Here is a 22,655-nt window from a genome sequence, read left to right as displayed (position 1 = left end):
TGCGGGCGCACGCACTGCGGGGTTCAGGGCTCGGACACCTCGAGCACACGCGCACCTGGCACAGGGCCCGTCACGCGCACGACGTCGAGCTGGGAGGCCGTGAGCGCGACCTGCAGGTCGATCGCCCCGGTCTTGTGGGCGGCGAGGAACGCGACCGACGGGCCCGAGCCCGAGAGGATCCCGGCGAGCGCACCCGCTCGCTCTCCGAGTTCGAGCACGTCGCGCAGTTCGGGCCGGAGCCGGAGCGCGGGCTCCTGCAGATCGTTGTGCAGGGCACCCGCGAGCGCGTGGGCATCGCCGCGTCGCAGCGCCTGGAGGACGTCGTCCGCGACCCGTGGCGTCACGGGCTCGAACGGGAGGTCCCCCGCGTCGCGCTCCTCGTCGAGCGCGCGGAACGCATCGGCGCTCGAACTGCCGTTCGGCGTCGTCACGACGACCCAGTGGAACGTGCCCGTCGACAGGGCCGGGCTCAGTTCCTCGCCACGCCCCGTACCGACCGCGGTGCCGCCCATGAGCGCGAACGGCACATCGGTGCCGAGCTGGGCGCCGAGCTCCAGCAGCTCCTCCTTCGCGAGGCCCGTCCCCCAGAGTGCGTCGAGCGCGACGAGGGTCGCGGCGGCGTCGGCCGAGCCCCCGGCCATCCCCCCGGCGACGGGCACGTGCTTCGTGATGTGGAGTGCCGCTGCCCCGTCGTGCCCGGCGCGCTCGGCGAGCAGGCCGGCGGCACGGATCGCGAGGTTCTCGTCGTCGGATGCGAGGGGCCGCGCGTCGACGGGTCCGTCGAAGGTCACGCTGAACTCGTCGGCGTCGATCGCCTCGACCTCGTCGAAGAGCGAGATCGCCTGGAACGCGGTCGCGAGCTGCCGTGAACCGTCACGGTGAACCGTGCCGACCTCGAGCGACACGTTGATCTTCGCGGGTGCGCGCGCGACGACGCGGTGCTGGAGCGGGATCGTCGCGGTCATGTCGCAACGGTACCCGAGGGTCGTGCGCGTGGCGCTGACGATGGGAGTGCCCGGCGGCCGCGCGCACGACGAGGCCCGCCCCGCGACGCCGACCGGGCGTGCGACGTCAGCGGTCGCGGGCGAGCCGGACGAAGTCGTCGAGCGTGAGCACCTCACCGCGCGCGGTCGGGGCGACGCCCGCGCGTTCGAGGGCGTCGGATGCGGCGGCGGACGATCCGTAGACGCCCGAGAGGGCCTGCCGGAGCATCTTGCGGCGCTGTGCGAACGCCGCGTCGACGAGTTCGAAGACGCGGGCGCGGAGTGCGTCGTCGCCGACCGGCTCGGCGCGGGCGGCGAACGCGACGAGCACGGAGTCGACGTTCGGCTCGGGCCAGAACACCTTGCGTCCGACGAGTCCGGCCGTCGTCCAATCGCCGTACCAGGCCGCCTTCACGCTCGGCGAGCCGTACACCTTCGAGCCGGGGGCGGCGGCGAGCCGCTCGCCCACCTCGGCCTGCACCATGACGACCCCGCGCCGGAGCGACGGGAGGCGCGCGAGCAGGTGCAGCAGCACCGGCACCGAGACGTTGTAGGGCAGGTTCGCGACGAGCGCGACGGGCGGCACGTCCCCGTGCGGCTCGACGTCCTCGACATCGAGCGCGTCGCGGTGCACGACGCGCAGGGTCGCGCCGGGGGCGGCATCGTCGACCGTCCGTGGCAGGAGCGTCGCGAGACGCTCGTCGATCTCGATCGCGGTGACGTCCGCACCCGCTTCGAGCAGCCCGAGCGTGAGCGAGCCGAGGCCCGGCCCGACCTCGAGGATGTGCTCGCCGGGCCGCACGCCCGCGGTCGCCACGATGCGCCGCACGGTGCCCGGATCGTGCACGAAGTTCTGGCCGAGCTTCTTCGTCGGCGACAGGTCGAGCTCTGCGGCGAGGCGGCGGATCTCGGACGCCCCGAGCAGCCGGACGCTCACGCGGTCACCACGCCGATCCCGTCGAAGGGGCCGTAGGCGCGCAGCGTGTTCGCGGCGACGTCGGCCGTGAACTCGGCGAGGTCGGCACCGAGTTGCTCGGCCATGAACCGCACCGTGAGCGGCACGAGATACGGCGCGTTCGGGCGACCGCGGAACGGAACGGGCGTCAGGAACGGCGCGTCGGTCTCGACGAGGATCCGCTCGCGCGGGGTGACGGCGAGCGCCTCGCGGAGCCCCGCCGCGTTCTTGAACGTGACGGTGCCCGCGAACGACAGGTACCACCCCTCGTCGGCGGCGATGCGCGCCATGTCGGCGTCGCCCGAGAAGCAGTGGAAGACCGTCACGTCCGGGGCACCCTGTGCGCGCAGCGTCGCGATGACGTCGTCGTGCGCGTCGCGGTCGTGGATCTGCATCGCGAGGCCGTGCGACTTCGCGAGCGCGATGTGCCGCTCGAAGGAGTGGTGCTGCGCGCGCTGGTCGGCGACGTCGGGCGTCCGGAAGTAGTCGAGGCCCGTCTCGCCGATCGCGCGCACCCGCGGGTGTGCCGCCATCGCGTCGATCTCGTCGATCGCGGCATCGAGTGCGGCCCGCCCGTCGGCCGCGTAGCGCGGCGCCTCGTTCGGGTGGATCGCGACGGCGGCGAGAAGTCGCGCGTCCTGCTCGGCGGCGTGCACGCACCAGCGGCTCGACGGCACGTCGCCACCGACCGTGATCGCGCCGCCGATGTTCGCCCGCGCCGCGAGGTCGAGGTGCTCGGCGACGGTCAGCCCCTCCTCGCCGTCCTCGATCTCGAGGTGCGTGTGGTTGTCGTAGCAGACGACCGGCAGCGGCTCGGGGACGTCGGGGTACGCGAGCACGCGCGACTGACCGTGCTCCTGCACGGGTTCCCGCTTGCGCGGGTACTGCGACGGGTCGCCGTTCGTCACGACGCGCCCACGACCTCCTGCTCGACGCGCGGGAAGAGCGCCTCGAGGGCACCGACCCGGCCGGAGCCGCGCCACGCCAGGGCGTCGGCGACGCGGACGTCACCGACCGCGCCCTCGCCGCCGATCGCGGCCCACAGCTTGTCGGTCGCCTTCGGCAGCACGGGGTGGAGGAGCACGGCGAGCGTGCCGAGGCCCTGCACCGCGGTCGCGAGGACGGTCCCGAGACGCTCGCGCGTGTCGTCCGACTTCGCGAGCACCCACGGCTCGGTCGTCGTGATGTAGCCGTTGAGCTCGTCGACGAGCTTCCAGATCGAGGCGATCGAGTCGTGGATCTGGATGTCGAGCATCGCGGCGTCGGCATCGGCGACCGCCGTGCGGGCCGTCTCCAGCACCGCCTCGTCGACGGCCTCGAGCGCACCCGCGGTGGGCACCTCGCCGTCGAAGTACTTCTTCACCATCGCGATGACGCGCGAGGCGAGGTTGCCGAAGCCGTTCGCGAGCTCCGCGTGGTAGCGCGCCGAGAGGTCCTCCCACGAGAACGAGCCGTCCTGGCCGAAGTGGATCGCGCGCATGAAGTAGTAGCGGAACGCGTCCGAGCCGAACACGTCGGTGATCTCCGTCGGCGCGATGCCCGTGAGCTTCGACTTCGACATCTTCTCGCCGCCGACGAGCAGCCACCCGTGCGCGAACACGCGCCGCGGCACCTCGAGGCCCGCCGCCATGAGCATCGCGGGCCAGATGACGGCGTGGAAGCGCAGGATGTCCTTGCCGACGATGTGCGTCGCGGGCCAGCGGCGATCGAAGTTCTCCCGCGCCGCCTCGTCCTCGTCGCCGTAGCCGATCGCGGTCACGTAGTTGAGCAGCGCGTCGAACCACACGTACACGACGTGGTCCGGGTCCCACGGCACCTTGACGCCCCAGTCGAACGTCGTGCGCGAGATCGACAGGTCCTTCAGGCCCGTGCGAACGAACGAGACGACCTCGTTGCGGGCCGACGAGGGCTGGATGAAATCGGGCCGCTCCTCGTAGAGCGCGAGCAGTCGGTCCTGGAACTCCGACAGCTTGAAGAAGTAGTTCTGCTCCTGCAGCAGCTCGAGGGGCTTCGAGTGGATCGCGCAGACCTTCTCGCCCTCGTACGGGCCGGTGCCGTCGACGATCTCCGAGTCGGGCTTGAACTCCTCACAGCCGACGCAGTAGAGCGCCTCGAACTCGGCCTCGTAGATGAACCCGGCGTCGTTGAGCCGCTGCACGAACTGCTGCACGCGCGATTCGTGGCGCTCGTCCGTCGTGCGGATGAAGTCGTCATTCGACAGGTCGAGTGTCTCGAGCAGCGGCTTCCACGCGTCGGTCACGAGCCGGTCGGCCCACTCCTTCGGGGTCACGTTGTTCGCGAGCGCCGAGCGCATGATCTTCTGGCCGTGCTCGTCCGTCCCCGTCAGGAACCAGGTGTCGTCGCCGCGCTGGCGGTGCCAGCGGGCGAGCACGTCGCACGCGACCTCGGTGTAGGCGTGCCCGATGTGGGGCACGTCGTTCACGTAGAAGATCGGAGACGTGACGTAGAAGGAATCGCCAGAAGCCATGCGGGCCATCCTATTCCGCGCGCGGCTCGCTCCGCGCACGTCGGGCGTCGAGTGCGGCCTCGTAGAGCTCGCGCTTCGCGAGACCCGTCTCGGCGGCGACGGTTGCGGCCGCGTCCTTCAATCGTGTTCCCGCGGCGACGAGGGCGAGCACGCGGTCGAGGGCGGACGAGGGATCGACGACCTCGGGCGCGGCCGCGTCGATGACGATCACGATCTCGCCACGGACGCCCTCCTGCGCCCAGGCGGCGAGGTCGGCCGCGGTGCCGCGCCGCACCTCCTCGTGGAGTTTCGTGAGCTCGCGACACACGACGACGCGACGCTCGGGCTGCGCGGCCCACACGGACGCCATGTCGACGAGCGTCGCCGCGAGACGGTGCGGCGACTCGAACAGCACGACCGTCCGCCGCTCGCTCGCGAGCCGTTCGAGGAAGCGGCGTCGCTCCCCCTCCTTGCGCGGCACGAATCCGTCGAACGCGAATCGATCGGTGGGCAGGCCCGAGACGGCGAGCGCCGTGACGACGGCGGTCGGCCCGGGCACCGACGTGACGTCGACACCGCGCTCGGCCGCGAGCGCGACGATGCGGTAGCCGGGATCGGAGACCGCGGGCATCCCTGCGTCCGACACCACGACGACATCCGCCTCGCGCGCGAGCTCGACGAGTTCGGCCGCCGCGTCCTGCTCGTTGTGCTCGTGCAGTGCGACGAGCCGCGGGCGCTCCTCGATGCCGAGCAGCCCGAGGAGCCTGGCCGTCGTGCGCGTGTCCTCGCACGCGACGACGTCCGCGCCGCGGAGCGTCTCGACGAGTCGCGACGACGCGTCGCCGAGGTTCCCGATGGGGGTTCCGGCGAGGATGATCATGCGCTCGATCCTGTCATGTCGGCGTGCTCGCGGTGCTCCCCCGGGCCGCCGCCTAGCATGGCCTGCGTGAGCGCAACGAGTGACGACGAGCCCCGGTCGCGGGACGACGAGGCCACGACCGACGACGCCGCAGCGGTTCCGGAGCGTCCCGACACCGATTCGCCCGACAGCGGAACGGACGGCGGCGACGCCGATGCGGACGTGACGCCCCCGGACGGGTCGTCGATCGACGACGCCGAGCAGGGCGACACCGCCGGCGACACCGAGCGGGACGGGGACTCGAACGCGAGCGGCACCGGCCCCGCCGGCCGTGACGTAGACGACTCGGGCTCGGCGGCATCCGCCCGGGACGCGCGCGACGACCACGACACCCTCTCCGGTGCGGACACGGACGCGGACGCGGACGCGGACGCGGACGCGGACGCGGACGCGGACGCGGACGCGGACGGGGACGACGAGGATGCCGGCGGCGAGGGCACCCCGTCCCCGGCATCACCTCCGGACGCGTCGGACCTCACGCCACCCGACGACGCGACCGAGACCGTGGCGGGCGGCACGGGGGCAGCCGCCGGGTCGACGGCAGCACCGGCGACTGCGACGGCAACCGCAACCGCAACGCTCACCGCGACGACGGAAGACGAAACGGTCGACCCCGGGTCCGCCGCCGCCTCCTCCTCGACGCCGACACGTACGGGGTCCTGGGCTGACGACCTGTGGGCGAGATTCACGGGTACGGCCGTGCTCCGCCGTCGCACGGAGTGGATCCTCCTCGGCGCCGTGACGCTCCTGGCCGCACTCCTCCGTCTCGTGGGCCTCGCGCACCCCGGCTTCCTCGTCTTCGACGAGACGTTCTACGTGAAGGACGCATGGTCGCTCGTCCACCTCGGCTACGAGGCGAAATGGCCCGAGAACGCGAACGACTCCTGGGCGTCGGGCGATCCGAACGTCTACCTCGACGAGGCGAGCTACGTCGTGCATCCGCCGCTCGGCAAGCTCGTCATCGGCCTCGGCATGCTCCTGTTCGGCGCCGACAACCCCTTCGGTTGGCGCATCGGGGTCGCGATTCTCGGCACGCTCGCCGTGCCGCTCCTGTGGCTCGTGGCCCGGAAGCTGTTCGGCTCGCCCGTGCTCGCGACGATCGGCGCATTCCTGCTCGCGATCGACGGCCACGCGATCGTCACGTCGCGGATCTCGATCCTCGACGGCATCCTCATGTTCTTCGTCCTCCTCGGCTTCCTGTTCGTGTTGCTCGACAGGCAGGACTTCGTCCGGCGAATCGATGCCCGCATCCTCGACTGGCGCCGCACCGAGGGGGCGGCGGCCGGTCGGGACGCCGGCGGCGCTCCCGACGACGCCGCTCCCACGCCGATCGTCGCGGGCACCAGGGCGCCCGCCAAGCGCCCCGGCGGGCCCGATTGGGGGCCCGCGATCTGGAACCGTCCGTGGCTCGTCGCAGCGGCGATCGCGTTCGGTCTCGCGTCGAGCGTCAAGTGGTCGGGGCTGTACTTCCTCGCGGCCTTCTGCCTGTACACCGTCGCGGTCGACGCGTGGGAGCGACGCCGACGCGGCGTCACGTTCTGGGCGAGTGCGGCGGTCCTCAAGCAGGGTCCGGTGTCGTTCCTGCTCACGATCCCCGCGGCGTTCGTCGTCTATCTGTCGACCTGGACGGGTTGGCTCTCGACAACGGGCGGTTTCTACCGCACGTGGGCCGACGAGCCGGGGAACGCGTGGACGGGTGCGCTCGCGTGGGTGCCCCGGTCGTTGCAGAGCCTCTGGCACTACTCGTCGGAGGCGTACAAGTTCCACACCGGCCTGTCGGCCGACCATCCGTATCAGTCGTCGCCGCTCGAGTGGCCGTTCCTCATCCGTCCGACCGCGTTCAGCTACCAGTACTCCTCGGCGTCGGACAACGCGGCCTGCCATGCGGAACTGTGCGTCGAGGCGATCACGTCGATCAGCAATCCCATCATCTGGTGGTCCGGGACCGTTGCCGTGATCTTCTGCGTGATGATGCTCGTCCTGCAGCCGCGCTGGCAGCTCGGGCCGATCCTCGTGGGTGTCGGTGCCGGCTACCTCCCCTGGCTCGCCTATCTCGAGCGACAGGCGGTGTTCCAGTTCTACGCGATCGCGTTCCTGCCGTTCATGATCCTGGCGATCGTGTACGTGCTGTACTCGATCGTGCCCGCGTCCGATGCGCCGCGCCGCGCCCGAACGTTCGGCGTGAACGCGACGGCGGTGTTCCTGGTCGTGTGCACCCTCGTGTCGGCGCTCTTCCTTCCCGTGTGGACGGGGATCCTGATCCCGGATTGGTACTGGTCGCTCACCCACTGGCTCGTCGGCTGGAAGTAGGCGAGAGCCGCACGCCGCCTCGACCGTCCCCTCGATCGCGAACCCGCGACTCCCGCCACGAAAGAGCCGGGTTGTTGCTACCGGGCCCCGGGCCCGGTAGCAACAACCCGGCTCTTTCGTCCATGGCAGCTGCGTGTCCATCGCGTGGCGACAACCGCACCATAATCTAGATATACAGAATATCCAATCATCCCGAAGGTGCATTGACGTCACCCGCACCGACGCCAGTAGGCTCGATGAACGCTGAGACATTCCACCGAGTTCCATGGGAGGAACGATGACCACCTCGACGACCAAGACCGCGCTCCGCGCGCTCCTCACCGGCACCATCGCGATCGCCGCCGCCGCGGCCCTCTCGTCCTGCTCCGTGATCTCGGGCATCTTCGGCGACGAGAAGATCGAGGTCACCGTCCCCGACACGCTCGTGGCCGCCGGCTCGACCGTCGCCGTGGGCGAGACCATCCTCGTGCCCGGCGAGGCGACCAACACGGCGAACAGCACGAGCGAGCCGACCGACATCGGCCTCACCGTCACGAGCATCACCGAGTCCGACGCCTCGTTCTTCGACAAGCTCGACAATCCCGAGAAGTTCGCGGGCTACACGCCGTGGCTCGTCGTGTCGCAGTTCGACCTCCCGACGTCGTTGCAGGAGACGCACGAGAAGCCGACCACCTCGCCGCTGTACGGCGTGCTCGCCGACGGCAGCTTCGCCGAGTTCCTGACGCTGAACTTCGGCTCGAGCGGCGACGTCAGCGACCTGTGCCCCGGCGCCCGGAGCACCGACGCCGCATGCGACGTGATCCTCGTGCCCGCCGGTGGCGAACTCTCGAGCATCGAGTGGGATGCCCAGACGCCGAACACGATCACGGGCATGACCACGGGCGACGAGAGCAGCCCGTACTACGAGGCGCCCCTCAGGTGGTCGGCCACGACCGCCACCGCCGCCCCCGGGGGCGACGCCTGATTCGACGGAATCGAGCGGCGGGGCGTGACCACTCGGTCACGCCCCGCCGTCGTTCACCCCGCTCGGCCGCTCAATTCACCTCGAGCGGATCCGCCGACACCCGCCCCGACGGCCCGCGGTCGAGCGCCGTGATCGCGGCGAACTCGTCGGGCGTGAGCGTGAAATCGAACACGTCGAGGTTCTCGCGCATCCGCTCGACGCTGTTCGTCTTCGGGAACACGATGTTCCCCTTGTCGAGGTGCCAGCGCAGGATGATCTGCGCGGGCGACTTGCCGTGTGCCTCGGCGGCCGCGACGACCGCGGGTTCCTCGAACAGGTCGGTCTTGCCCTGGGCGAGCGGCCCCCATGCCTCGGTGCGGATCTCCTGCTCGCGCAGGTACGCGTCGAGTTCGGGCTGCTGCAGGTACGGGTGTTGTTCGATCTGATCGACGACGGGCCGCACGCCGGTCGCATCGATGATGTCGCGCAGGTGCGGCTCGAGGAAGTTGCAGACCCCGACCGAGGTCACGCGTCCCGTCGCGGGGAGTTCGACGAAGCGCTCCCACGTCTCGACGTACTTCCCGTTGCCGGGCGCGGGCCAGTGGATCAGGTAGAGGTCGACGCGGTCGAGGCCGAGTCGCTCGAGGCTCGCGTCGAGCGCGGCGTCGACGCGATCGCGCCCCTGGTCGTCGTTCCAGAGCTTCGTCGTGACGAAGAGCTGATCACGCGGGATACCGCTCGACGCGATCGCGCGCCCGACGCCCTCCTCGTTGCCGTAGATGCGTGCCGTGTCGATGTGGCGATAGCCCACCTCGAGCGCCTCCGACACGCGACGTTCCGCCTGGTCGGAGTCGACCTTGAAGAGGCCGTACCCGAGCTGGGGGATGGTGGTGCCGTCGTTCAGGGTGATGTCGGGAATCACTGGATTCGTCATGCATCCGTTCTACCCGTGGCTCGCGCAAGACGCGCTGAGCGTCATCGTTCCCCGCCGCGCCCCGTGGCGCCGAGCGCGCCGTCCCGCTCGTGCCGCTCGACCGGCTCGTGCTGCCCGTACTGCCGGTCGTCCCCGGTCGTCCCAAGAGGGGAGTCAACACTGTTGACACCCACCTGATCGGCGGTCAGACTCGAGGTGCCGGCATCGGCCGGCCACGACCGGAAGGCGGCCCATGACCGACCACCAGACTCCGTTGACCTCACACGCCACCGTCGGCGAGTGGCTCGACCACCCCGTCGGAGGGCCCCTCCTGCGCGATCTCGTCGCCGCCGGCGGCCAGGACGCCTCGTCGCTCGCCCCGGCACGGTCACTGCCGCTCGGCAAGCTCGTCGAGCTGAGCGGCGGCAAGCTGCCCGCCGCGGCGGTCGAGCAGCTCGTCCGCGGTGCGAACGGGGGCGAGCTCCCCGAGGAGGAGACGGCCCCGCAGCCCGGCCCGGCCACCCCCGTCGCGGGCGCGCGGTTCGCCGGACGTACCGCGATCGTGACGGGTGCCGCCTCGGGCATCGGTCGTGCGACGGCCGAGCGCCTGCTCGCCGAGGGCGCCCGCGTCGTCGCGGTCGACCTCGTCGCCGACCGGCTCGCGGACATCGCGCCGGGCAGCGGTGAACTCGTGACCGTCGCGGGCGACATCACCGACCCCGAGGCGGTCGCGCGCATCGTCGACGCGGCGGGCGATCGCATCGACGCGCTCGCGAACGTCGCGGGCGTCATGGACGACATGACCCCACTCCACGAGGTGTCCGACGCCGTGTGGCGACGGGTCATGTCGGTCAACGTCGACGGCACGTTCCTGCTCAGCCGGGCCGTGCTCCCGAGCATGCTCGCGGCCGGCTCGGGATCGATCGTGAACGTGACCTCCGAGGCCGGGCTGCGCGGCTCGGCCGCCGGATTCGCCTATACGACCTCCAAGCACGCCGTCGTCGGCATGACGAAGAGCGCCGCGTTCATGTACAGCCACCTCGGCGTCCGCGTCAACGCGGTCGCCCCCGGCCCGGTCGCGACGGGCATCCAGGCGACGTTCGCGTCGGAGCTCGGCGCCGACCGCATCAAGAAGGGCATGGTGCTGCTCCCGGCCGTCGCGACGCCCGAGTCGCTCGCCGCATCGATCGTGTTCCTCCTGAGCGACGACGCGTCGAACGTGTCCGGCGCGATCCTGCCCTCGGACGGCGGCTGGTCGGCGCAGTGATCGTCAGGCGCGCTCACGCGTCGAGCAGCGACTGCAGGAGCGCGCCGTAGCGTCGCACGACGACGTCACGGTCGGCGGCGAGGAGCCCCTCGTCGCCGACCACCCACATCGAGTAGAGCAGTCCCCCCACGAGCGCCGCCGCGAGCCGCGCACGCAGATCCGCGTCGTCCCCCTCGAGCATCTCGCGCAGCGGGGCGACGAATCGTCGCTCGTGCGCCTCGGCGAGCCGCCGCCCGACCGGATCGGCGTCGCTCGCGCGCACGAGCGCGAGGAACACGTCCCGCACGCGCGCGTCCTCGTCGAGCATCTGAGCGACGAACCGCTCACCGAATCGCTCGCGTGGCCCCGGCAGCGCGTCACCGAGCGCGTCGACGACCATCGTGTCGAGGAACAGCCCCTCCTTGCTCCCGAAGTGGCGGATCACGAGTGCCGCATCGACCCCCGCGGCCGACGAGATGTCGCGCACCGACGTGTGCGCGTAGCCGCGCTCGCGGAAGAGCCGCCCGGCGTGCTCGAAGATCGCCTCGCGGCTCGGTCGACGCGGTGCGGCGGGGTCCGTCATGGGCGTCGAGCCTACGCCCGCTCCGCCGCCGCGCACGCCCGCGCCGCGGCGGTAGCATGGAGGCCGAATGAACGCCGCCCTCCCCCGGATCACCTACCCGCCAGAGCTGCCGGTCTCCCAGCGACGCGACGACATCGCCACCGCGATCCGCGACAACCAGGTCGTGATCCTCGCCGGCGCGACCGGCTCGGGGAAGACGACCCAGCTGCCGAAGATCTGCCTCGAACTCGGGCGCACCTCGATCGCGCACACGCAGCCGCGACGGATCGCGGCACGGACGATCGCGGAGCGCGTGGCCGACGAACTCGGCGTCGAGCTCGGTGGCCTCGTCGGCTATCAGGTGCGCTTCACCGATCAGGTCTCCGACGAGACGCGCATCGCGCTCATGACCGACGGCATCCTGCTCAACCGCATCCACCGTGATCGCGAGCTGCGCGCCTACGACACGATCATCATCGACGAGGCGCACGAGCGCAGCCTCAACATCGACTTCCTGCTCGGGTACCTCAAACGACTCCTCCCGAAGCGTCCCGACCTGAAGGTCATCGTGACCTCCGCGACGATCGACCCCGAACGGTTCGCGGCGCACTTCGACGACGCCCCGATCATCGAGGTCTCGGGGCGCACCTACCCCGTCGAGATCCGGTACCGGCCGCTCGTCGCCGACCGGGTCCCGGCCGCGGGCGTCGACGTCGAGGCGGACGAACTCGACGAGCTCGACGACGAGTGGACCCCCGACGCGGACCGCGACGTGAACGAGGGCATCGTCGCCGCGCTCGACGAGCTCGCGGGCGAGGCCCCCGGCGACGTCCTCGTCTTCCTGCCGGGCGAGGCCGAGATCCGCGACGCGCAGGACGCGATCCGCGCGCACCTCGCACGCAGCAGACGCCCCGGTGACACCGAGGTGCTCCCGCTGTTCGGCCGACTGTCCGCCGCCGAACAGCACCGCATCTTCGACACGAAGCGGGCACCCGGCGTCGTGCGGCGCGTCGTGCTCGCGACGAACGTCGCCGAGACCTCGCTCACGGTGCCCGGCATCGCGTACGTCATCGACACCGGAACGGCACGCATCTCGCGCTACTCGACGCGCGCGAAGGTGCAGCGATTGCCGATCGAACCCGTCTCGCAGGCCTCGGCGAACCAGCGCTCCGGCCGATCGGGACGAACGCGCGACGGCATCGCGATCCGCCTCTACTCGGCCGCCGACTTCGCGAAGCGCCCCGAGTACACCGATCCCGAGATCCTGCGCACCAACCTCGCGAGCGTCCTGCTGCAGATGCTCGAGCTCGGGCTCGGCGAGATCGAGCGCTTCCCGTTCATCCAGCCGCCCGACCCGCGCGGCGTGCGTGACGGCGTCGACCTCCTGCGCGAGCTCGGCGCCGTCGATGCCGGGGAGGGACGCGCGAAGAACGCGCGGCTGCGCCTCACGAGGACCGGCCGCTCGCTCGCCCGCCTCCCGATCGACCCGCGATTCGCGCGCATGGTCGTCGAGTCGAAGCTCCACGACGTGAGCCGCGAGGTGCTCGTCGTCGTCGCGGGCCTCACGGTGCAGGACATCCGCGAGCGCCCGCTCGACCGCCGGGCGCGTGCCGACCAGCTCCACGCGCGTTTCCGCGACCCGTCGAGCGACTTCCTCACACTCCTCAACCTGTGGGACTACCTCGACGAGCGGCAGCAGGCGCTCGGGTCGAGCGCGTTCCGGCGCCTGTGCCGCGACGAGCACCTCAACTTCGTGCGCTTCCGCGAGTGGCAGGACGTGTTCCGCCAATTGCGTCAGCTCGCGGGCCCCCTCGGCCTGCGCATCGACCGGCCCGCTCGGACGGCGCGCGGCACCGACACCGCCACGGGCGACGCGTGGCACGCACCCGAGGGGCACGCGGCGGGCGACGCGATCCACCGCTCCGTGCTCGCGGGGCTGCTCAGCCACCTCGGCGTGCACGATCGCGTCAAGCGCGACTACCTCGGCGCTCGTGGCACGCGCTTCTCGATCTTCCCGGGCTCGGGGCTCGCGAAGTCGCCGCCCGACGCCGTCATGGCGGCCGAGCTCGTCGAGACGAGCCGATTGTTCGCGCGCACCGTCGCGCGCATCGACCCGGCCTGGGCGGAGGCGCTGGCCGGTCCGCTCGCGAAGCGCCAGCACTCGGAGCCCCACTGGGAGCGCAAGCGCGGCCAGGTCGTCGCGCTCGAGAACGTGACGCTCTACGGCGTGCCCGTCGTGAAGGGTCGCCGCGTCGGCTTCGCTGCGATCGACCCGCGCTGGTCGCGCGATCTGTTCATCCGGCACGCACTCGTCGAGGGTGATTGGACGGGCGATCACGCGTTCGAACGCCGCAACCGGCAGCTCCGAAGCCGGCTCACGCAGATCGAGGAGCGCGAGCGTCGGCGCGATCTCGTCGCCGACGACGACGTCGTGTTCGCGTTCTTCGACGAACGGATCCCCGACGACGTCGTCTCGCAGCCGACCTTCGAGCGCTGGTGGAGCGAGGCCGAGCAGCACACCCCGGAACTGCTCGATCTGCGCCGCGCCGACCTGCTCGGCGAGGAGGCGGAGCAGGCGGACGACGCGGACGCGTTCCCCACGCAGTGGCGGCAGGGCGACCAGCGGCTGAAGCTCCGCTACCGTTTCGACCCCGGCGCGAGCGACGACGGCGTGACCGCGATCGTGCCGCTGCCGCTGCTCGCCAGGCTCGATCCGGTCGGTTTCGACTGGCAGGTGCCGGGCATGCGGACGGAGCTCGTCACCGCCCTCCTGCGTTCGCTGCCGAAGGTGATCCGTCGCAACTTCGTCCCCGCGGCCGATTGGGCCGCGAAGCTCGTCGATGCGCTCGGCGACGTGCGCCCCGATCGCGCCGAGCCCGTGCCGGGGCCCCTCGACGACACGCTGCGGCACGTCGCCGAACGGCAGGTCGGGATCCGCTTCGACACGGCCGAGTTCGACTGGTCGAAGGTGCCGGGCCACCTGCGCATGCGGTTCCGGGTCGTCGACGAGCGCGGTCGGGAGCTCGCGGCGGGCGATGATCTCGCCGCGCTGCAGGCACGGCTCAAGGAGGCGAGCGAGCGCTCGCTCCTGCGGGCGACGAGCGGCGAGCGGCCGAGGCCCGGGCGACGCGACGCGGGGCCCGCGGCCGTGGCCGAGGCGAGCGGGGCGGCATCGGCCGGGCACGACTTCGACCGCACGGCGCTCACCGAGTGGCCGATGGACGAGATCCCGGCGCACATCGACATCCGGCAGAAGCAGGGTGTGGTGCGCGCCTACCCAACGCTCCGGCTCGGCCCGAAGGGACGGGTCGATCTCGCCCTCGTGACGACCGCGGACGAGCAGGCGGCGCTGCATCCGCCCGCGGTCGCGGCGCTCGTCGCGGCCGGCATCCCCTCCCCCGTGTCGTACGTGCAGGAGCACCTCACGGCGCAGGAGAAGCTCTCGCTCGCGTCGTCGCCGTACGCATCGACGTCGGCGCTGCTCGCGGACGTCGTCCGGGCACTCGCGGCGCGCGCCGTCGCGGCCCGCGGTGACGCCCCGGTGCGGACGCGGGCCGAGTTCGAGGCGATCCGGGACGCCCTGTCCGCGTCGCTCATCGACGAGCTGTTCGCGCAGACGAAGGTCGTCGCCGAGACGCTCGCGAGGCACCGCGCCGCGGGGAGCGCGATCTCACGCGCGAACCACCTCTCGGTGCTGCCGTCGCTCGCCGATGCGCGGGGGCAACTCGACGCGCTCGTGTCCGACGGGTTCGTGTCGCGCACGGGAATCGACCGGCTCGCGCACCTGCCCAGGTACCTGCGCGCGGTCGAGATGCGGATGGAGCGCATGTCGCAGAACGCGTCGCTCGAACGCGCGGGCCTGCAGCAGATCACGCAGGCGCTCGGCCTCTACGAGGCCGCGGGCGGCACGCTCCCGCTCGCACCGGGCGCGCCCGCGAACATCGCGCACGCGAGATGGCTGCTCGAGGAGTTCCGCGTGAGTCTGTTCGCGCAGCAGCTCGGCACGGCCGAGCCGGCAAGCCTCAAACGCCTGAAACAGGCCCTGACGGCCTAGCCCCGGCCCGTGCACGAGGACCCCAGCCGTGTTCCGGGCGGTTTCGGGGCTTCCGGGGCACCCGGAACCCCGGTTTTCGCCCGGAACGCGGAGACTGCGCGCTCAGCTCGCGCGCAGGTTTCCGTCACGTCAACGACACTCCTCGTTCACCCTGGCGACGGTCGCTCGTCGTCCCCGCGGAGGACGCTGGCGGGTGCCGCTTCGCGCACCGGGCGCGGACGGACGAACCGGGAGAGTCGTGCACATTCGCCGTTCCGCACTCGCCACCGCCGCCGTCGTCGCACTCGGCGCGAGCGCATTCGCCGCCGCCCCCGCCCTCGCGACGCCGGGTGATGCGTTCCACCGCACCGCGACGTACCCCGTCTACCTCAATGTCCCCGAGGGCATGGATCCCGCGGACGAGACCGTCGCGGAGATCTCGACGGTCACGCCGGACGGGCAGACGCTCGTCTACACGGACGCCGCGGGCAAGCGCATCGGATTCGTGGACCTGAGCGACCCGAACGCGCCGGCAGGCCTCGGCACCGTGTCGCTCGCATCGCTCGGCCACGCCGACGACCAGCCCACGTCGGTGGCCGTCGCGGGCGACTACGTCCTCGTCGTGATCGACGAGACCGGCGGTGCGTTCACGGAGCCCAAGGGCCGCGTCGACGTGCTCCGGATCGCGGATCGTGAGCGCGTCGCCTCGATCGACCTGAAGGGTCAGCCCGACTCCATCGCCGTGTCGAAGGACGGCGCCTACGCGACGATCGCGATCGAGAACCAGCGCGACGAGGACGCCGGCGACGGCGGCCTCCCCCAGCTGCCGGGCGGCTTCCTGCAGGTGATCGAGCTCGCCGGCACGCCCGACGCCTGGACCGCCGACCCGGTTCCGTTCGTGCAGCACGACGGCCAGGCGCTCCCCTCGTTCGTCGCGGCAGGCCTCGACACCCCGGAGGACCCGGAGCCCGAGTACGTCAGCATCAACGGCCGCAACGAGGTCGCCGTGACGCTGCAGGAGAACAACGGCGTCGTGATCGTGGACCTCGCGACGCGCGAGATCGAGCGCGTCTTCTCGGCCGGCACGGTCGATCTGACCGGGATCGACGCGACCAAGGACGGCGAGCTCGTCGCCGACGACTCGCTGAACGACGTGCCGCGCGAGCCCGACGCCGTCGGCTGGGTCGACGACGACCACCTCGCGACGGCGAACGAGGGCGACTGGAAGGGTGGCAGCCGCGGCTGGACGGTGTTCTCCGCGAGCGGTGACGTCGTGTGGGACGCGGGGAACTCGTTCGAGCACATCGCGATGCGCTACAGCCTCGCGAACGAGGACCGCGCGGCGAAGAAGGGGTCGGAGCCCGAGGGGCTCGCGATCGCCGAGTTCGACGGCGTGCCGTACGCGTTCGTCGCCTCGGAGCGCTCGAACTTCGTGGCCGTCTACGACGTGAGCGACCCGGCCGCCCCCGTCTTCTCGCAGATCCTGTTCACGACCAACGGCCCCGAGGGGGTGCTCCCGATCCCGTCACGCGGCCTCCTCGCCGTCTCGAGCGAGACCGACGATGCGAAGGCCGGCGTGCGCAGTGCGGTCAACGTGTACCAGCTCGGCGCGGGCACGCCCTCGCAGCCGAGCATCGAGTCCGCCGACGTCGACGGCACCCCGATCGGTTGGACGGCGCTCGGTGCGCTGAGCGCCGACCCGGTGGATGCGAACACCCTCTACTCGGCGACGGACGCCGCGCTCGCCACAAGCCGGTTGTACACGATCGACGTCTCCTCGGCCCCCGCGGTCATCACCTCGACGATCCCGGTCACGAAGGACGGTGCGGCCGCGACGTACGACGTGGAGGGCGTGTTCAAGCGTCCGCAGGGCGGCTTCTGGCTCGCGAGCGAGGGCGCCACGGGCCCCGAGAACCGCGTCGTCCGCACCGATGACGCGGGGGTCGTGCAGGAGGAGATCGCGCTTCCCGAGGACGTCTCGAGCCACATCGGCAAGTGGGGCCTCGAGGGGGTCACGGCAACGACCGACGCCGACGGACGCGAACTCGTCTACGTCGCCGTGCAGCGTCCTCTCTGGGTCGACCCGGCCGCCTCGCCGCTCGAACCGCTCGAGGGGGCGTCGACGACGCGCATCGGACAGTACGACGTCGCCGCGGGCACGTGGAACTGGTTCGGCTACGAGCTCGAGTCCACCTCGACCTCGGGCGACTGGCTGGGGCTCTCGGAGATCGTCGCGGTCGACGAGGACACGCTCGCCGTGATCGAGCGCGACAAGCTCAACGGCCCGAACGCCGCGATCAAGCGCATCTACACGATCGATGTTCCCGCGACGGGCTCGGGCGAGACGCGGGATGCGCTCACCGTGCTCCCGAAGACGCTCGCGCTCGATGTCCTGCCCGAGCTGCAGGCGACGAACGGGTGGACCCAGGAGAAGCTCGAGGGGCTCACGATCGGTGCCGACGGTCGCGTGTTCGCGGTCACGGACAACGACGGTCTCGACGACGCGACGGGTGAGACGGTCTTCCTGCGGCTCGGGACGAGCGAGGAGCTCTTCGGCGCCTCGACCACGCCCGAGCCGACGACGACGGGAACACCGGGAGCGACGGACGGTGCGGGCACGCCCGCACCGAGCACGCCGACCACGGCGGGGACCGACGGCGCACTGGCCTCGACGGGCGCCGATGGCGTCCCGTGGGTCATGCTGGCGATCGCCGCCGCCGCGGCACTCGCCGGCGCCACCGCCCTGACGCTCCGCCACCGCCGCACCCTCCACCGCCGAGGCTGACCCCAGCGATACCGCGAGACGAGTTCCGGGCGGTTTTCGGGGTTCCGGGTGACCCGGAACCCCGAAAACCGCCCGGGACTCGTCCGGTCAGGCGGCGGCGCGGAGTTTCGTGATCGACGTGAGCAGGCGGTTGCGGAGTTCGGCGCCCCGGGCGGCGAAGCCGCGCTGGGCCGTGGCGTACTCGCGCTTGCCCTCGGGCGTCTCGACCGCGACCGGGGTGTGGCGGTACGCGCTCACGTCGTAGGGGCTCGCGCGCATGTCGAGCACGCGGATGTCGCGTGCGAGTTCGAACGCGTCGAGCAGCAACTCGCCCTCGACCGCCGGGCCGAGCTTCGCCGCCCACTTGTAGAGGTCCATGCCCGCGTGAAGGCAGCCGCCCTGCTCGAGGTCCGGTTGTGTCTCGCGTGTCGGCGCGAACCGGTTTCGTGGCACGGCCGCCGGCGTGAAGAACCGGTACGCGTCGATGTGCGTGCACGCGATGTCGTGCGCCTCGACGACCGCGTCGGTCTCGTCGCGACCGAGCCGCAGCGGGAGCCCCGTGTGACGGAGCTCGGCCGGATCGAGTCGATACACCATCGCCCACTCGTGCATGCCGAAGCACGAGAACCGCGCGGGCCGCGACGCCGTCCCGCGCAGGAGCCCCTCGACGAAGCCGACGTTCACGGTGTTCGCGGCGAGGAACGCGGCGGCATCGAGGGTCGCACCGTCCCGGGTCTGCACGTAGTGGCGCACATCGGCCCGATCGGCACCGGCGAGGACGACGCCGGCGCCCGGGTGCCAGACGCGCAATCGCGACGGCTTGAACGGGTAGTAGGTGAACAGGAAGTCCTCGATGGGGTGCGTGCGCCCGGTGCCGCGACGCTCACGGTGACCGGCCGTGAACGCATCGGCTCGTTCCGCGTGCGCCCGCTCGATCAGCCGCCAGGTGTCGGGCTCGAGGATCGCCGTGCGGGGTGGTGCATCGATCGGAATGGACGACATACCTCCATGGTCGCACCGTCGTACGTGGCACACAGCGCCCGACGGAGGACGCACGACAGTCGACGCACGACAGCCGGCGGACGGCGGACGGCAGACGACGCACACCGCCTCGCCCGCCTGACAGGCACGTGCGCGCAGGGCCGGTCGTGTGCGCGTCACAGTCTGAGCAGGACGCGTATCGACAGGCACGTGCGCGCACGGCCGGTCGGCCCCGAGCCGGAACGCACTCGGCCGGGCACACGTGTGTGCCCGGCCGAGTCCGGCGGCTGTCGGGGTCGCCCCGCCCGCTAGAGGACCTTCGAGAGGAAGTCCTGCGTCCGGTGTTCCTTCGGGTTCGCGAAGAGCTCGCGGGGATCACCCTGCTCGACGACCACGCCCTCCGCCATGAAGATCACCCGGTCGGCGACCTCGCGCGCGAAGCCCATCTCGTGCGTGACGAGCGCCATCGTCATGCCGGACTTCGCGAGATCGCGGATGACCTGCAGCACCTCCCCCACCATCTCGGGGTCGAGTGCGCTCGTCGCCTCGTCGAACAGCATGATCTCGGGGTCCATCGCGAGCGCCCGGGCGATCGCGACGCGCTGCTTCTGGCCGCCCGACAGCTGCGCGGGTCGCGCGGCCGCCTTCTCGGCGAGCCCGACGCGGGAGAGCAGTTCCCGGCCCCGCTCGTTCGCGGCGGTGCGCGACAGCTTGCCGAGCTCGACGGGCGCGAGCGTCACGTTCTGCAGCACGGTCATGTGCGGGAACAGGTTGAAGTGCTGGAACACCATCCCGATCCGCTGCCGGATCGAGTCGAGGTTGACGCCCTTCTCGGTGATGTCCTCACCGTCGACGTACACGTGCCCGCTCGTGACCTCCTCGAGCCGGTTGAGGCAGCGCAGGAGCGTCGACTTCCCCGACCCCGACGGGCCGATGATCGCGATGACCTCGCCGTTCGCGATCGTCAGGTCGATGCCCTTCAGCACGTCGTTCGATCCGAACGACTTGTGGAGGTCGACGACCTCGACGCGATCGCCGTGCACGACGGCGACGCGCTCCGTGAACGGCGTGTCCGTCGAACCGTTCTCATCGCCGGCCTCGGTCGTCGTGCCCGTCTCGTCGGCCTCCGCCGCGGCGTCCTTTTTCCCGAGGCCCGGTGTCGTCGTCCCGGTCGTGGCGTCGTCCGTGGTCTTCTCGTCGTCGTTGTTCATGTTCGTCTCCTTGCGGTCGTCCGCGGCGCTCACTTGTTGAACTTCCGATCGACGTAGTTGCTGAGCACGGTGAGCAGCCAGATCACGATGAAGTACAGCGCGCCGACGATGATCCACATCTCGAACGACCGGAAGGTCGAGGCGATGATGATGCGGCCCTGGTAGGTGAGTTCGGCGAGACCGAGCACCGACAGCAGCGATGTGTCCTTGAGCGTGATGATGAACTGGTTGATGAGCGAGGGGGTCATGATCTTGAAGGCCTGCGGCATGACGACCTTGCGCATCGACTTGCCCCAGCCGAGACCGAGGGAGCGGGACGCCTCCATCTGCCCCGGATCGACCGATTGGATGCCCGATCGGAACGTCTCGGTGATGTAGGCACCCGCGTTGAGGCTCAGTGTGATGACACCGGCCGTGAGCGCGTCCATGTTGATACCCGTGAGCTGTGGCACACCGAAGTAGAAGAAGAACGCCTGCACGAGCACCGGTGTGCCGCGGAAGATGTTCACGTACGTCGACGCGATACCGCGCACGAGCCAATTGCTCGACAGCTTCATGAAGCCGAACAGGATGCCCAGGATCATCGCGAAAACGAGCGAGAGCGCGGTCGCGAGGAGCGTGTATCCGAGCCCCGTGAGCAGGGTCGGCATCGACGAGGCGAGGAGCGCGAAGAAGCCGCCGCCGGAGTTGTCGGTCTCGCTCTTGAGGTAGCGATCGACGATCGTCTGGTAGACGCCCGTGTCCTTGGCGTTCTGGAGGCCCGTGTTGAACATCTCGAGGAGGTCGGCGTTCTGTCCCTTGAGGACGGCGAAGCCGTACGCGTCGCCCATCTCGGGCTCGGTGACCGTCTGGAGTTCGGCGCCCTGCTGGATGCCGTACTGCAGCACCGGGTAGTCCTCGAAGAGGGCGACGGAGTTGCCCGTCGTGACCTCGTTGATCATGTCGTTCGAGTCGGCGAACTGGGAGATCGCGAAGCCGTACTGGTCCTTGATGGACTCGGCGAACTTGGCGCCCGACGTACCGGTCTTGACGGCGACGTTCTTCCCGGCGAGGTCGTCGTAGGAGGCGACGTCCGAGTTGCCCTTCTTGACGGCCATCTGGATGCCCGACTGGAAGTAGTCGTCGGAGAAGTCGAACACCTCCTTGCGCTCGTCGGTGATCGACATGCCTGCGATGATGCCGTCGGCCTGCCCGGCCTGCACGGCTTGCACGGCGGCGTCGAATCCGAGCGCGTTCCACTGGATCTCGAAGCCCTGATTCGCGGCGATCGCGTTCATGAGGTCGATGTCGATGCCCTGGCGCGTGCCGTTGACCTCGAACTCGAAGGGCGCGAACGTCGTGTCGGTCGCGATGATGAACGTGCCCTTGTCCTTCGGCGTGTCCGTCGCGAACAGCGGGTTCTTCGGCAGCGTACCGGGCCCGTCGTCCTCGATGACCTCGTTGCCGAGCGCGATGGCCCCGCCGGAGATCTTCGTCGCGTCCGGTGCGTTGTCGCCGAGGTACTCGTCGAGGATGCTCTGGTAGGCGCCGGACTGCACGACGTTCTTGAGGCCGTCGTTGAACATCGAGAGCAGCTCGGCGTTCTCACCGGCCTTGACAGCGAAACCGTACGAGGAGGCGCGCTCCTGATCGGTGACGGTCTTGAGGCCGGCCTCACCGGTCTGGATCGCGTACGCGAGGATCGGGTAGTCGTCGAACGTGGCGACGGAGTTCCCGGCGGTCACGTCGTTGTACGCGTCGGCGGCGTCCTGGAACCCGGTGACGGTGAACCCGATCTCCTGGCTCAGCTGCGTCGCGAAGTCGAAGCCCTCGGTGCCGTTCTTCGCCGAGACGTTCTGACCCTTGAGGTCCTCGTACGACGAGACGGTCGTGTTGTTCTCGGCGACCGCCATCTGGATGCCCGAGTCGAAGTAGGGGTTCGAGAAGTCGAACGTCTGCTTGCGCTCGTCGGTGATCGACATCCCGGCGATCATGCCCGCGACCTGGTTCGCCTGGACGGCGGCGAGTGCCCCGTCGAAGCCGAGCGGGCGCACCTCGACCGTGAAGCCCTGGTCCTCGGCGATCGCGTTCAGGAGGTCGATGTCGATGCCGCGGAGTTGGCCGTCCTTCTCGAACTCGAACGGCGCCCATGTCGTGTCGGTCGCGATGATGAAGTGCTGACCGGCGCCGGGCTTGTCGCCGGCCGCGCCGGTCGCGGCCTGTGCGCCCGAGGCGACGGCGCCGCCCACGAGCAGCAGGATGATGACCGTCGCGCAGAACGACAGGAACGACCGTTGCCCCGACGCGAGGCGTCGCAACGATCTGAAGAGGGTGGAACGCATGTTTCTCCCTGATTCGGTGGCCGTTCCCGCGTCGATCGTCATCGTCG

General features: G+C 70.6%; 15 protein-coding genes. 5 read left to right on the top strand and 10 right to left on the bottom strand.

All coding sequences use genetic code 11. From position 1 onward, the window contains the following. Nucleotides 1–23: 23 nt before the first annotated feature. The 5 genes from HNR16_RS03180 to rsmI all read right to left on the bottom strand — a co-directional run bounded on the left by HNR16_RS03180 (nt 24) and on the right by rsmI (nt 5,285). Nucleotides 24–965 (bottom strand): 4-(cytidine 5'-diphospho)-2-C-methyl-D-erythritol kinase, encoded by a 942-nt coding sequence (locus HNR16_RS03180; RefSeq protein WP_158040140.1) that lies wholly within the window; start codon nt 963–965, stop codon nt 24–26. A 106-nt stretch (nt 966–1,071) separates the two neighbouring features. Continuing rightward, nucleotides 1,072–1,920: a 16S rRNA (adenine(1518)-N(6)/adenine(1519)-N(6))-dimethyltransferase RsmA gene (rsmA, locus tag HNR16_RS03175; protein WP_158040141.1), complete on the bottom strand. Its 849-nt coding sequence runs from the start codon at nt 1,918–1,920 to the stop codon at nt 1,072–1,074. After that, complete coding sequence (locus tag HNR16_RS03170; RefSeq protein ID WP_179558077.1) at nt 1,917–2,846, bottom strand: TatD family hydrolase; 930 nt, start codon at nt 2,844–2,846, stop codon at nt 1,917–1,919. The genes rsmA and HNR16_RS03170 overlap by 4 nt, the downstream gene beginning before the upstream one ends. Beyond that, nucleotides 2,843–4,426, bottom strand: a complete 1,584-nt coding sequence (gene metG / locus HNR16_RS03165) for a methionine--tRNA ligase (RefSeq protein ID WP_158040142.1) — start codon at nt 4,424–4,426, stop codon at nt 2,843–2,845. The genes HNR16_RS03170 and metG overlap by 4 nt, the downstream gene beginning before the upstream one ends. 10 nt (nt 4,427–4,436) lie before the next feature. Then, on the bottom strand, nt 4,437–5,285 hold the full coding sequence (rsmI, locus tag HNR16_RS03160; RefSeq protein ID WP_158040143.1) for a 16S rRNA (cytidine(1402)-2'-O)-methyltransferase: 849 nt from the start codon (nt 5,283–5,285) through the stop codon (nt 4,437–4,439). A 66-nt stretch (nt 5,286–5,351) separates the two neighbouring features. On the opposite strand from rsmI, the gene HNR16_RS18580 reads away from it, so the two are divergent. Both HNR16_RS18580 and HNR16_RS03150 read left to right on the top strand, forming a co-directional pair. Further along, nucleotides 5,352–7,634: a dolichyl-phosphate-mannose--protein mannosyltransferase gene (locus HNR16_RS18580; protein WP_225737819.1), complete on the top strand. Its 2,283-nt coding sequence runs from the start codon at nt 5,352–5,354 to the stop codon at nt 7,632–7,634. Nucleotides 7,635–7,911: 277 nt separating this feature from the next. Next, nucleotides 7,912–8,598, top strand: coding sequence for a hypothetical protein (locus HNR16_RS03150; RefSeq protein ID WP_158040144.1), 687 nt, complete (start codon nt 7,912–7,914; stop codon nt 8,596–8,598). A 70-nt stretch (nt 8,599–8,668) separates the two neighbouring features. On the opposite strand, the gene HNR16_RS03145 is transcribed toward HNR16_RS03150, so the two are convergent. Next, nucleotides 8,669–9,511: an aldo/keto reductase gene (locus tag HNR16_RS03145; RefSeq protein WP_158040145.1), complete on the bottom strand. Its 843-nt coding sequence runs from the start codon at nt 9,509–9,511 to the stop codon at nt 8,669–8,671. A gap of 232 nt (nt 9,512–9,743) precedes the next feature. Here HNR16_RS03145 and HNR16_RS03140 point away from each other — a divergent pair, with 232 nt between their 5' ends. Further along, on the top strand, nt 9,744–10,757 hold the full coding sequence (locus HNR16_RS03140) for an SDR family NAD(P)-dependent oxidoreductase (protein WP_158040146.1): 1,014 nt from the start codon (nt 9,744–9,746) through the stop codon (nt 10,755–10,757). A gap of 13 nt (nt 10,758–10,770) precedes the next feature. Here the strand turns inward: HNR16_RS03140 and HNR16_RS03135 are convergent, their stop codons facing one another. Continuing rightward, the gene (locus HNR16_RS03135) at nt 10,771–11,319 is read right to left on the bottom strand and encodes a TetR/AcrR family transcriptional regulator (protein ID WP_158040147.1); all 549 of its coding nucleotides are present in this window, start codon (nt 11,317–11,319) and stop codon (nt 10,771–10,773) included. Nucleotides 11,320–11,386: 67 nt separating this feature from the next. Between HNR16_RS03135 and hrpA the strand changes: the two genes are divergently transcribed. After that, nucleotides 11,387–15,352: an ATP-dependent RNA helicase HrpA gene (gene hrpA / locus HNR16_RS03130; RefSeq protein ID WP_158040148.1), complete on the top strand. Its 3,966-nt coding sequence runs from the start codon at nt 11,387–11,389 to the stop codon at nt 15,350–15,352. 238 nt (nt 15,353–15,590) lie between these two features. Then, a complete protein-coding gene (locus HNR16_RS03125) occupies nt 15,591–18,116 on the top strand; it encodes an esterase-like activity of phytase family protein (protein WP_225737820.1) in 2,526 nt (841 codons plus the stop codon). A gap of 87 nt (nt 18,117–18,203) precedes the next feature. Here HNR16_RS03125 and HNR16_RS03120 read toward each other — a convergent pair whose 3' ends face one another. The 3 genes from HNR16_RS03120 to HNR16_RS03110 form a co-directional block, all read right to left on the bottom strand. Beyond that, the gene (locus tag HNR16_RS03120) at nt 18,204–19,097 is read right to left on the bottom strand and encodes a 3-methyladenine DNA glycosylase (RefSeq protein WP_179558075.1); all 894 of its coding nucleotides are present in this window, start codon (nt 19,095–19,097) and stop codon (nt 18,204–18,206) included. Between the two features lie 287 nt (nt 19,098–19,384). Next, complete coding sequence (locus HNR16_RS03115; protein ID WP_158040149.1) at nt 19,385–20,287, bottom strand: amino acid ABC transporter ATP-binding protein; 903 nt, start codon at nt 20,285–20,287, stop codon at nt 19,385–19,387. 29 nt (nt 20,288–20,316) lie between these two features. Next, on the bottom strand, nt 20,317–22,608 hold the full coding sequence (locus tag HNR16_RS03110; RefSeq protein WP_158040150.1) for an ABC transporter substrate-binding protein/permease: 2,292 nt from the start codon (nt 22,606–22,608) through the stop codon (nt 20,317–20,319). Nucleotides 22,609–22,655: the final 47 nt, after the last annotated feature.

Origin of the sequence: Pseudoclavibacter chungangensis, assembly GCF_013410545.1 — a bacterium.
Classification (GTDB): Bacteria; Actinomycetota; Actinomycetes; order Actinomycetales; family Microbacteriaceae; genus Pseudoclavibacter; species Pseudoclavibacter chungangensis.
The sequence above is the reverse complement of the archived record's forward strand: the minus strand, read 5'-3'. Positions and strand labels throughout refer to the sequence as shown.